This window comes from Flavobacterium sp. Root901 (assembly GCF_001429765.1).
In the GTDB taxonomy this organism is placed as follows: Bacteria; Bacteroidota; Bacteroidia; order Flavobacteriales; family Flavobacteriaceae; genus Flavobacterium.
Map to the genome: position 1 here is coordinate 286,929 of NZ_LMJB01000007.1, position 12,436 is coordinate 299,364.

5 protein-coding genes are annotated in these 12,436 nt (G+C 35.7%); all 5 read left to right on the forward strand.

Annotated features, from left to right (window positions below; translation table 11 throughout):
• Positions 1–222 precede the first annotated feature (222 nt).
• The 5 genes from ASE21_RS14520 to ASE21_RS14540 all read left to right on the forward strand — a co-directional run bounded on the left by ASE21_RS14520 (position 223) and on the right by ASE21_RS14540 (position 12,410).
• Complete coding sequence (locus ASE21_RS14520; protein WP_057123407.1) at positions 223–1,854, forward strand: DUF4955 domain-containing protein; 1,632 nt, start codon at positions 223–225, stop codon at positions 1,852–1,854.
• 258 nt (positions 1,855–2,112) lie between these two features.
• On the forward strand, positions 2,113–6,204 hold the full coding sequence (locus tag ASE21_RS14525; protein WP_057123408.1) for a two-component regulator propeller domain-containing protein: 4,092 nt from the start codon (positions 2,113–2,115) through the stop codon (positions 6,202–6,204).
• 212 nt (positions 6,205–6,416) lie between these two features.
• Positions 6,417–9,419, forward strand: a complete 3,003-nt coding sequence (locus ASE21_RS14530) for a SusC/RagA family TonB-linked outer membrane protein (protein ID WP_057123409.1) — start codon at positions 6,417–6,419, stop codon at positions 9,417–9,419.
• Positions 9,420–9,434: 15 nt separating this feature from the next.
• Positions 9,435–10,955: a RagB/SusD family nutrient uptake outer membrane protein gene (locus ASE21_RS14535; protein WP_057123410.1), complete on the forward strand. Its 1,521-nt coding sequence runs from the start codon at positions 9,435–9,437 to the stop codon at positions 10,953–10,955.
• 285 nt (positions 10,956–11,240) lie between these two features.
• The gene (locus tag ASE21_RS14540) at positions 11,241–12,410 is read left to right on the forward strand and encodes a glycoside hydrolase family 88 protein (protein ID WP_057123411.1); all 1,170 of its coding nucleotides are present in this window, start codon (positions 11,241–11,243) and stop codon (positions 12,408–12,410) included.
• Positions 12,411–12,436 lie beyond the last annotated feature (26 nt).

The following is a 12,436-nucleotide window of genomic DNA, read 5'->3' on the forward strand; positions in this document are numbered from 1 at the left end:
TTGTCATCCTGAGCGAAGTCGAAGGACATGTTAGTAAGTCGACAAAGATTGGCTATTTAGTTTGCGGAGCTACTATGTGTCCTTCGACTTCGCTCAGGATGACAAACCAGACTAAAAAAACTTCCCGTCTTTGCTTTTTTGCGAGAGTAAAAAATAAAAAATATTCGGGACTTCACGTCTTCGAGGCAATCAAAACTAACTAACCACAAAAACCACAAAACCATGATTCGCCAAACCATTCTTATATCCTGCAGCTTTTTTATGAATGCTGTATTGGCGCAGGAAATACCAAAAATTATTACTTCAAAAACAGATTATCTTCCTGATTTTAGTTTTGCGGGATATCATTTCGGCGAAAGCCAAATTCCTAAGGCTAATGGAAAAATAATAAATGCTGTTGATTTTGGCGTAAAAGCAAATGATAATTTAGATGATTCAAAAGCTTTACTGAAAGCTTTAAAAGCAGCCAATTCTGTTGAAGGAAACGTTATTCTGCAATTGCCTGAAGGCCGAATTATTCTGAGTGATATTTTATATATCGAAAGAAGCAATTTTGTACTTCGCGGCAGCGGTTCCGGTGAGAATGGAACTGAAATTTACTGTCCAAGACCTATGATGTATCTGCAAAATCCTGAGTCTCTGGCAGAACTTCGCGAATATCTTACCACTTTTGACAAAAGACAGCGTGAGCCGGAAAACAATATTGATCTTCCTTTTTCGCAATATGCATGGTCGGGCGGCTTTATCTGGACACAAATTCCGAATGAACGTGTAAAATCTTATCTGGATAAATACGAACCTGAACCTAATATTCTGGCAAAAGTAAGCTCTGGAAAAATGGGCGAATTTATTATTAATGTTTCTGAAATTAAGAATCTAAAAGCGGGTGATATTGTCGAATTGCAGCTCTTTAACAAAGATGGAGAAAATGGCGGGATTATTAAAGATTTATATCAGGGTGCGCGGGTAAAACCGGGATCACATCACTGGCAGTTTCCAAAACTTCCTATTGTGAGACAGCAGGTAGAAATTGCTAAAATTTCGGGAACAAAAATAACTTTAAAAACACCGTTGACCATTTCTGTTAAACCAAATTATCAGGCGCAGTTGGTCGAATGGAAACATTTAACTGAAGTTGGAATTGAACATCTTCGCTTTACTTTTCCTGATATTCCGAGAGTAGCACATCATGTTGAACCAGGAAATAATGGCATTTTTTTAACCCGTCTTTTTAACAGCTGGGTCAGAGATGTAAAAATTACAAATGCCGACAGCGGTATTCTCGCAGAAGAAGTTTCAAACATAACCGTTCAGGATATAATAACCGACGGGACACATCTTGCACATTATACCGTAACCCTTGGCGGCGTTCATAATGTTTTGGTTAAGGATTTAAAAATCTACAATAAAGCGGTTCATCCGTTGAGTTTTAATACTTTTTCTACTAAAAATGTATATCAAAATTGTGAAATATTTGCTGATGCACTTTTAGATCAGCATTCGGGAGCCAATCACCAAAATTTGTTTGATAATATTACGGTTCATATTACTGCTGATAAAAATAACAGTTATTTTTTATTTGGCGGCGGCGGTGCTGATTACTGGAAACCATCTCACGGACCTTTTAGTACTTTTTGGAATTTGAATGTACAGGTTTCAAATCCGGATCAAACAAAACCATTACTGCTTTACGGGATGAAAGACGGTGCTTTTGCCAGAATAATTGGTGTACACGGAAATACGAAATTTGAAATCAAATACGATGTTGACCCTTATATTGAATTTTTAAATATTCCGATTGAGAAAGCCCCTTCGTTGTATGATTATCAATTAAGTAAACGTCTAAAAAAATAATTTAAACAGATAGAAACATAGCTTTTTGGTACGCAAAAAAAGCGTTTCACTTACATTAACAAAAATAGATTTTGTGTTAAGCTATGTGCGAAAACTGGTTTTCTTAATTCCTTTTTTATTAAAGAAAAATCTATGTTTCTACGGGTTTAAAATATTATCAACAGCATACATTAATCTCGAAAAGATGCTAAGTCGCAAAGATAACTTAACAAGAAAACCTTTGAACCCTGCAGCTTTGAACCTAAAAAAATATATACTATGAAACACACGAGCGTCTTTCTAGTTTTACTTTTTATTTCCGGAAATCTGTTTTCCCAGAATAAATACCGTCTTAAAAATATTTCTACAACTGACGGACTTTCACAGAGTTCTGTCATTGCCATTCATCAGGATAAATTTGGTCAGATGTGGTTTGGTACGCGCGACGGACTTAACAAATATGACGGAAGCCGGTTTACGATTTTCAGAAATGATGTTACTGATAAATCTTCAATCAGCAACAACGATATTCTGGCAATTGAAGAAGACAACTCAGGAAAAATCTGGGTTGGAACTTACAATGGTTTAAACTGCTACGATCCTGTTACGAATAAATTTACAAGATATCTTCATACTAAAGCCAATCATACAATAAGCAATAATGCAGTTTGGAGCATGAAAGAAATTGGCAGTGAAATGTGGTTTGGAACTTCAAAAGGATTAACCATTTACAATAAAAAAACCGGAAATTTTACTTCTGTATTTCATTCGGACAATGATGTTTCTACACTTCCGAGCAATAATATTCTGAGCATTTTAAAAACCAAAAAAGGCGAAATCTGGATTGGTACAACAAAAGGATTATGCCAGTTAACCAGCAGAAAAGGCGGAAAATATTCATTTAAAAATTACCCTTTCAATACAACTGATTTATTAAATGTTCAATCGGTTATTGAAGACAAAAACGAAAATCTGTGGATTGGCACAAAAAATAAAGGGCTTTTAAAATTCGATCAAAAACAAAAAGCTTTTGTCTCTTTTTTAGATGCTGAAAAATACCGCGAAATCAATACAGACATTCGGTCTTTAATTATTGACAAACAAGGCTTTTTGTGGATTGGAGCTTACGACGGAATCTATATTTTAGGTTTAGATAACAAGCTTCAAAAAATAAATAACAGTAATAACAACAACGGAATCGACAAAGTAAAGTCGGTTTTTATGGATAAAAAAGGTTCAATCTGGATTGGCTGTTATTATAAGGGAGTAAATCTTTGGGATGTTTCAAATGTCAATTTCTCCAATTACAATCAAAACTCAAAAAAAATTCCGATGAGTTTTGATGTTGTAAGTTCGATTATTGCTGATAAAAATCAGAATATTTATTTTGGAACAGAAGGCGGCGGAATCACGATTTTTAATACCGCTGCAGAAACTGTAAGTTACATTAACAGTAAAACGGGACAAACCAATAAAAATGATATTAAATCGATGTGTCTTTCGGACGATCATATTTTATGGATTGGAACTTTTTCTAAAGGATTATCGGCGTACAATACCATTTCAAAAAGAATGGAAGACAACAGGATTGCTCCTGATCTCGCTGCTTCATTGAAAGAAAGCGGTGTTTATTCCTTAAAAACCGAAAACCATATTTTATGGATTGGAACTTTTGGAAAAGGTTTAATTCGTTACAATACTGCAAATAAAACATTTCAGTTTATTGGAAATGACAATACAAAACCCGTTTTTTTAACCAATAATATTGTCCGTACTATTTTAGTCGATAAACAAAATTTCGTTTGGGTTGGAACTCAAAACGGGCTCAACCGGATTCCGCTCCGTAATTTTAATCCTCAGCATTATACTATTCAGCATTTCTTTTACGATCATGCTGCCTTATCCGGCGATGATATTTTGACGTTGTTTCAGGATTCAAAACATACAATATGGGTTGGGACAAAAGCAAAAGGACTTCATTATTTTGATGGAAAGAAATTTAACCGAATCAATTTAAAAATCGGCAATACGGTAATAACATCTATCCATTCTATTTTAGAAGATGACGATAAAAACCTGTGGATTAGTACCAATCAGGGAATTATTAAATACAATACAGCCAAAAAAAGCGTTGTAATTTATGATCAAAAAGATGGTTTGGCAAGTAATGAATTCAATGATAATTCAGCTTTGAAACTGGACTCCAATAAATTCTATTTTGGAAGTCCGTCTGGCGCTACTTTTTTTGATGCGGCAAAAATTTCCTTAAATGCATATGCCCCGCAGGTTTTAATTACTGATTTAAAAATTAAAAATGAAACTATTCATGCCAATGACGCAGCCGGAATTTTAGAAAAAAGCATTGGTTTTACCCCAACTATTACGCTGGATTATGACAAAGCCAATTTTTCGATAAACTTTGCAATTCCAAATTACATCCGTTCAAAAAACAATCAGTACAGTTATCGATTACTGGGTCTGGAAAACAACTGGACAACAACAAAAAATTCAGAAGCTAACTTTGCCATTCAAAATCCGGGAACGTATACTTTTGAAGTTCGGGGCGCAAATAACGATGGTGTCTGGAATAAAACTCCCACTACATTAACTGTAATTGTAAATCCGGCTCCGTGGCGCAGTATCTGGGCATTTTTATTATACGGAATCATAATTGGTCTGGGTTTATATGGTTTGATCTGGATTATGAAATCGAAAGCCAGACTGAAACAAAAATTAGAACTTGAATATCTGGAAACGAAAAGAATTGAAGAAAATAACCGTGCAAAACTGGATTTCTTTACTAATATTTCTCACGAATTCAGAACGCCTTTAACGTTGATTTTGGGACCATTACAACAAATTTTAGCCGATTATAACGGAACGAATGAAATGTATAAAAAGCTTCTGGTTATTGAAGGAAGTGCCAATCATCTTTTGAGTTTAATTAACCGTTTAATGGATTTTAGAAAATTGGAAAATGATCAGGTTACATTGGAATCTGCTAAAGGCAATATTGTAAAATTCACTAAAGAAATCTTTTTATCTTTTATAGAATATGCAAAAGACGGGAATTACGATTATACTTTTGAATCTTCAGATGATGAAATTGCAGTTTACTTTGACCGATACAAACTCGAACGCGTATTTTATAACCTGATTTCGAATGCCTTTCGTTATACTCCAAAAGGCGGAACGATCCATGTTAAAATAAATCACGACGACGAAAATCTTTTTATTGCAGTTGAAGATTCAGGAGTTGGGATTTCAGAAGAACATATCGATAAAATTTTTGATTTGTTTTTTGAAATTCCGATGCACAATCAAGTTCAGAAAAACTATAATAAAGGTACCGGAATTGGACTTTCTATTGTAAAAAACATTGTCAGGCTGCACAAAGGTTCGATCGATGTTACTAATAAACCTGCCGGCGGAGTTATTTTTAAAGTAACCCTTCCGCTTGGCCGTGAACACCTTTCAGACAGTGAAATTATTCCTGATTTTAAAATAAGCGACGATATTGCCCAATATACCGCTCAGCTGGAATCTCCGGAAGTCATAGAAAATGAAGACATTGACGATTTAATTGTAAATGAAGAAAAACAGACTATTTTGCTTGTTGAAGATCATAAGGTTTTGAGAAAGTTCATGAAAAACCTTCTCAAAAAAGACTACAATATTATTGAAGCCGAAAACGGAAAAATAGCTTTGGAAAAAGCCTTAAAATTTGTTCCGAATTTAATTATCAGCGATGTTATTATGCCCGAAATGGTTGGAACAGAGCTTTGTTCTAAAATAAAAGAAAACCTAAAGACAAGTCATATTCCGGTTATTTTACTGACTTCACGATCTTCACTGGTTTATAAATTTGAAGGACTCGAAAGCGGCGCAGATGATTACATCAGCAAACCATTTAATTTAATGGAATTTAAGCTCCGTGTAAAAAACCTATTGAATTCGACAGAACGTTTAAGGCTTAAGTTTTCAAGCGAAGACAGCTTTATTCCTTCAGAAATTACGGTTTCTTCCCTGGACGAAGAATTATTGAAAAAAGCATTTAAGATTGTAGAAGAAAACATTTCCAATGAACAATTTGATATTCCGTTTTTTTGTTCGGAATTAGGAGTAAGCCGAACCATGTTATTTTTGAAAGTAAAAGCCTGGACGAATTTTACGCCAAATGAATTCATCCATGAAATCCGATTAAAACGTGCCGCACAATTATTGGAACAAAACAAATTAAACGTTTCTGAAATCAGTTACAAAGTTGGTTTTAACAATCCGAAATACTTTAGTAAATGTTTTCAAAAAAAGTACGGGGAAACTCCGTCCCAATACGCAGATAAATTTTACAAATCTTCGGTTGTATTTTAAAAAACCTTATTTTTCAAGGCTTTAAAAAGGGTATCTGTATTTTTAGATACCCTTTTTTGTATTTCTATATCGTTTTCGGCTTTTACATTTGCCATATGAAAATCAAGAAAACGAGCTTCTTTTTACTTCAAATTTTGTTTGTAGTTCTCATCATCGGAATGAGTTTATTGTTTTTCTATTTTATCTAACACTAACCTTTAATCCAAAAATGAATGTTTACAGACCAAAAAATCAAATCGTTTAAATGGTATTTACTGGTATCCTTTTTACTGGTAAATGTCATGATGAATGCACAGGAACGAAAAGTTTCCGGAAAAGTAACGTCGAGCGAAGATTTACTCGGACTTCCTGGTGCAAATGTCTATATCAAAAATTCTTCAGTCGGAGCAGCTGCAGATATGGATGGAAATTATACTGTTTTTGTTTCTGAAAAAAATGCTGTTTTAGTTTTCAACTTTGTAGGATATCAAACAGTTGAAATTCCGGTTGGAAATAAAACTGTCATCAACGTAAGTTTAAAACCAGATACTAAAAATCTTGAGGAAGTAATTGTGGTAGGTTACGGAACCCGCAAAAAAAGCGACATTACAGGTTCTGTATCTTCTGTAACAGCAAAAGAACTGACAGCTTATCCGGTTTTGAGTGCAGAACAAGCTTTGCAAGGTCGTGCAGCGGGTGTTTCTGTACAAACCAATAATGGCGGCGAGCCTGGTGCTCCGGTAAAAATCAGGGTTCGTGGAGGAACCTCTATTAATGCAAGCGGAGATGCTCTTGTTGTTGTCGACGGTTTTGCAGGAGTTTCAATGCCGGCACCGCAGGATATTGCTTCTATTGAAGTTTTAAAAGATGCATCGGCAACGGCAATTTACGGATCAAGAGGTTCAAACGGAGTTATTATGGTTACAACCAAAAAAGGAAAGCCCGGAAAACCAGTTATTGAATTCAGCAATTCGACTTCGATTCAGACTGTGAATAACAAATTAGATTTATTAGACGCAGATCAGTTTGCAGCGTACAGAAAAAGTTTCACAACACATACGCAAGGCCCGGCAAATACAGACTGGCAGGATGTTATTTATCGTGATGGCATGATCTCGAATACACAACTTTCGTTTTCAGGCGGTTCAGACACTGTAAAATATTATGTTTCGGGAACATATTACAATCAGAATGGTGTTGTAATTAATTCCGGAATTAACAGATACACAATTGTAAGCAATCTTGAAGCCGATTTATCTCCTAAATTTAAAGTGGGATTAAACACTTTTACAAGCAAGCAGAACAAAGAAGGAATCATCAGCCAGACTGGTGCCGGAGGAACTGGAGCCGCGGGCGTAATTGCAGCAGCTTACCGATTTATGCCGGACAAAGGAATTTATAATGAAGACGGAACCTACACAACAACAGCTCCAATTGGAGATGATATTGATAATCCGTATGCAACAGCAATGGAAAACATTCTGGAAACAGTTTCAATTGTAAACCGAAACAATTTCTTTGCACAATATCAAATCACAAAAGATTTAGACTTTAAAACTACTTTAGGTTTAACAGATAATAATTCACAAACCGGAAGATTTATTCCTTCCACTTTAATTGCCGGAAAAAATATCAAAGGAGAAGCTTCTGTAAACAACACCAGATTTTCTTCTTTCCTAACAGAAAATTATCTGACTTTTAAACGTCAAATTATCGAAAAAGGAATTTTAACAGTTCTTGGAGGTTACTCTTATCAAAAAAACAAAAACGAAAGTTCGTATGCTGCCTCAAGAGGATTTTTAACTAATACAAATTCGTATAGAAATCTTGGTGCAGGAACAGTATTCTTAAAACCGGACTCTAATTTATCTGAAACAGAATTGATTTCGGCTTTTGGAAGGCTGAACTTTGATTACGACGACAAATACCTGCTAACCTTTACCGCAAGACGAGATGGTTCTTCAAGCTTTAGTAAAAACTATAAATACGGAACTTTTCCTTCTGGGGCAATTGGATGGAATATTGGTAAAGAAAACTTTTTAAAAGACAGCAAAACAATTTCTAACCTTAAACTAAGAGCAAGTTACGGTGCAACCGGAAATCCGTCCATTGGCGCCTACTCTACACTTTCGAGATTTTCTGAAATTTATGATGTGAGCGGTGACGTAATTGTAAATGCAGTTCAGTTAACTTCTTTAGATAACCCGAATTTAAAATGGGAAACTTCATACCAGCAGGATTACGGAATTGATTTAGGTTTATTTGATAACAGAATCAGTATTACGGCAGATTATTATAAAACAATTACCAAAGATTTATTGTTCAACAGACCGCTTCCGGGAGTTTCTGGAATTGCTTCTCAGCTTCAAAATGTGGGAGAATTAGAAAACAAAGGCTGGGAATTGGGCATTAATTCTAAAAACTTTACCGGCCCTGATTTTACATGGTCAACCAACTTTAATATTTCTTCAAACAAAAACAAAGTATTAAAATTAGCTGATAATAAAGACCTTTTAATCAATTCAACTCCGGGTCATTTCTTAGCGACCGAATCTCAGATTTTGAGAGTTGGCCAGCCGGTTGGTTCTTTCTTCGGATTTATTTATGACGGTGTAATTCAGCAGGGAGAAACTGTTTTGCCCGGAAATTTTGAAACAACACCAGGCGGCGAAAAATTCAGGGATTATAATGGTGACGGAAAATTAGATTCGCAGGATAAAACAATCATCGGAAACCCAAATCCTGATTTCATTTTTGGTTTAAATAATGATTTCACGTATAAAAATCTGGATTTAAATATCTTTTTTCAAGGTTCAGAAGGAGGCCAGATCTTAAACTACACTTTAATGGAATTAGCATCCGGAAACAACAACGCTACCACAGAAGTTTTAGATTCCTGGACGCCAACAAATACTGACACAAACGTGCCTAAAAATGCTGCAAGAACAAAAAGGGTTACATCGAGATTTGTTTATGACGGAAGTTACATTCGTTTGAAAAACATTTCTTTAGGATATAGTTTAGATGAAAAAATCGTTTCTAAAATGGGATTAAGCAAAGTTCGTTTTTACATCAGCGGGCAAAATCTCTGGACCATTACCAATTATCCGGGAACTGATCCTGAAACAAGTTACTTAAACGACACAAATTCAAGAAGTAATACCAATTTAGGATTGGATTACGGAGGTTATCCAAACGTGAGAACGTTTACAGTAGGTCTTAATGTAAAATTCTAGTTTAATAAAAATATCATGAAAAAATATATAGCTTTTCTTTTCTTCGGAACACTCACATTTTTTGGATGTTCTGATCTGGAAGAACATCCGGTAGGAGTCATTCGTCCAGACAACTTTTTCAATAACACAGACGATTTACAGGCAGCTGTAAACGGCGCTTTTGCCAATATTGCACACAATAACTATTGGGGAAGAGAATTTACAATTGCATTAATGCTTCGCGATGATATGGCCGATATTGGTGACAGAACCACTCAGGCAGCGCGTATTGATGTAAACGATATGAGTATGAATGATACAAATGCACTTGTAGCCAACTTTTGGCCGCAGTCTTATGTTATCATTACCGCAGCCAATCAGGCAATTGAGGGCGCTAAAAAAACACCGGGAGATCCTGCAAAAGTAAATGCCATTGCAGCGCAGGCTTATTTTGCTAGAGCTTTTACGTACTATCATCTGGTTCGCCTTTTTGGTGATATTCCGTACATTGATTTTGTTGTAAATGATGTTTCTCAGGTAAATTCTATCGGAAAAACAAAAGAAGCTGATGTTTACCTAAAAATAATTGCCGATTTAGAATTTGCAAAACAATGGCTGGATGACAAACCAAAAGTAAAAGCTGTTCCTGGAAAAGGTACCGCAGCAGGATATTTAGCTTCCGTTTATTTAACTTTAGGCCAATATCAAAAAGCATATGACGAAGCTAAATATGTTATTACAAACGAAACCAAATTTGGCTTAGGTCTTGATGCCGATTTTCAGGATTTATTTAATGCTACAAAAGCTGCTTCATTAAAAGAACCTTTGTTTACAGTAGATTTTAATAATTTAACATCTGGAAATTACGGTCAGGATTATACAGCGTTTTTTACCGGTTCATTAAAAGACGACAGTTACAGTTACGGACAGGGATTTTCAGTTGCCGTTCCGTCATTAAAAGTATTTAATACCTGGGACCAGAGAGATTACAGAAGAGCCGTAAGTTTTGATACTATTATTAGAAAGAAAACCGGTCCGGGCGGATCATTGCAGGTTTATCCTTCAAGCGATAACGAAAAAGCGCCTCGTCCGCATATTGCAAAATATTTCCGTTTTCCGGGAAAAGCCGGAGCAAACGGAAGAACTTCTCAGCATAATTATATCACAATGCGTTATGCCGAAGTTCTACTAACAGCTGCAGAAGCTTTAAATGAAATTAATCCGGGTACTACTGAAGCCGACGGCTACGTAAACCGAGTTCGTGCAAGAGCGAGAAATAAAGCCGGAAAACAGGTTTCTTTCCCTGCAAATGTAACGCCTGGATTATCAAAAGCCGATTTCAAAAAAATGGTTATTGAGGAAAGAAGATTAGAACTGGCTTTTGAATATATCAGATGGTACGATATCAAAAGATTAAAAAATGGTCCTGAAGTATTTGGTGCAAATGGTTTAGAACCGCATGCCAATTTTAATCCGAATAAGGATTATTTATGGCCTTTACCGGGAACAGAACTGGCTATAAATCCAAATTTAAAACCAAATAATCCTGGTTATTAATTTAGCATAATTATATTGAACGCGGATTTGATGGATTCGCTTGGCGAAAACGCAGATTCGAACGGATTTTTTATGTCACTAATAATTTGTCTCCCGCAGATTTGACAGATTGAGCAGATTGAATTATTTTTTTAAAAATCTGTTGGAAATAAAAAAAATCAGCCAAATCAGCCAAATCTGCGAGAGAAAAAAATCTGTAAAAATCAGCGTTTTCGCGAATGCGAATCCATCAAATCCGCGTCTAAAAATTTAGTCTAGAAACTAAAAATTTGATTAATTAGTAGTATGAATAAAGTTAGTTTCATTTTAATCCTTGGGTTTGCATCGCTGGTAACAGCGTGCAAGTCCGGGATTATTCCTCAAACAAAAAGCACAGCAGCGAATAATTTACTCGAAACGCGTTACAAAATGTTGCTCGATTATCCGGTAGATTCTATGTCGATGCCAAGAAGCATGAATATCAATACCAATGAGATTCGCAAAGTTCCTTCGAGAGACTGGACAAGCGGTTTTTTTGCCGGAAACCTTTGGCAGTTATACCGACTCACAGGCGATTCTAAATACAAAGAACAAGCTCAAAAATGGACGCCTTTCAGCAAAAAGGAAAGTGTCAACAGTAATTCGCATGACGTAGGTTTTAAAGTGTTTTGCAGTTTTGGAGAAGCCCTAAAAGTGGAAAACAAGAAAGAATACGAAGCGGTAATTATAAAAGGCGCAGAAACTTTATGCACAAGGTTTAATCCAAAAGTGGGTTCTATTCGATCCTGGGATTTCAACAAAGAAATTTGGGATTATCCCGTAATCATCGATAATATGATGAATCTGGAATTGCTTTTTGAAGCTTCAAAATTATCCGGAAACCCAAAATATCGCGACGTTGCGATTCAGCATGCCAATACAACGTTGAAAAACCAATTTCGAGAAGACAATTCCTGCTACCACGTCATCGATTATAACCCGAATACAGGCGAAGTCAGAAAAAAAACAACATTGCAGGGTTATAATGACGATTCTGTCTGGGCGCGCGGACAAGGCTGGGCAGTTTATGGCTTTACAATGTCGTATCGCTACACAAAAGATCCTGCTTATTTAAAACAGGCCGAAGCAACTGCAAATTTTTTCATGAATAATAAAAATCTGCCCGAAGACGGAATTCCGTATTGGGATTTAAAAGATCCGGGAATTCCAAATTCGCCGCGTGATGTTTCGGCAGCGATGGTTATGGCATCAGGATTATATGAATTGTACGGTTATACAAAAAATAAAAGTTATCTGGCTTTCGCCGATAAACTAATGAATTCGGTACAAACAGAAAAATACATTTTAAACCCAAACATTAAGGCTCCTTTTCTATTTGGTCACAGTACCGGAAACTGGCCAAAACACGATGAAATTGATGAACCAATAATCTACGCCGATTATTATTTTTTAGAAGCATTATTAAGAAAGAAGTAACTAAGGTGCTAAGGAACTAAGGTTTT

Bases quoted from the DNA above. Each gene is read 5' to 3' on its own strand.
- ASE21_RS14520 (WP_057123407.1), top strand. From the start codon at position 223: ATGATTCGCCAAACCATTCTTATATCCTGCAGCTTTTTTATGAATGCT.
- ASE21_RS14525 (WP_057123408.1), top strand. From the start codon at position 2,113: ATGAAACACACGAGCGTCTTTCTAGTTTTACTTTTTATTTCCGGAAAT.
- ASE21_RS14530 (WP_057123409.1), top strand. From the start codon at position 6,417: ATGTTTACAGACCAAAAAATCAAATCGTTTAAATGGTATTTACTGGTA.
- ASE21_RS14535 (WP_057123410.1), top strand. From the start codon at position 9,435: ATGAAAAAATATATAGCTTTTCTTTTCTTCGGAACACTCACATTTTTT.
- ASE21_RS14540 (WP_057123411.1), top strand. From the start codon at position 11,241: ATGAATAAAGTTAGTTTCATTTTAATCCTTGGGTTTGCATCGCTGGTA.